At 63.7% G+C, this 416-nt stretch carries 1 protein-coding gene; it reads right to left on the bottom strand.

Features of this window, described 5'->3' with window-relative positions; translation table 11 throughout:
• Positions 1-119 precede the first annotated feature (119 nt).
• On the bottom strand, positions 120-404 hold the full coding sequence (locus AC1DYG_RS20135) for an ImmA/IrrE family metallo-endopeptidase (protein ID WP_477641609.1): 285 nt from the start codon (positions 402-404) through the stop codon (positions 120-122).
• Between the last annotated feature and the right edge of the window lie 12 nt (positions 405-416).

Genomic DNA, 416 nt, shown 5'->3' with positions numbered 1-416 from the left:
CCGTAGCGGGCCGTGCGGATTGTCTTCTTGCCGCGGTCGTCCTTTGTCATCCACAGGTCACGGATACGGGCCATGGGTCACGCTCCCACTCCAGCCCATCGAGTGGGCCATTCTCGCCATCAGTTCCTTCGGGTGTGCATCTCCAGCCAGACCCTGAGTAGATGCTCGGTCACACCGAGTTCGTGTGCGACCTTGACCCAGTTTGGCCCGTACGCCCTCTCCGCCTGCTGGACTTCGTGCTGGTCGATAAGGATCCGGGCGGCGAACTGATCCGCTGCCCGTTCCTGACGAGCCGCGAACCGCGGATCATCGACGGGCTCGTCGCCAGCGATTGCGTGGCCAACCTCATGTGCCAGAGTGCATGTCCGCTCCCGACCGCTGAGCCATGGCGCCAGAACGATCACACCGGAGTGGTG

The organism is Pedococcus sp. P1_H8, assembly GCF_056405175.1.
Note: the sequence above shows the minus strand (reverse complement) of the source record. Positions and strands in the feature narration are given on the sequence as shown.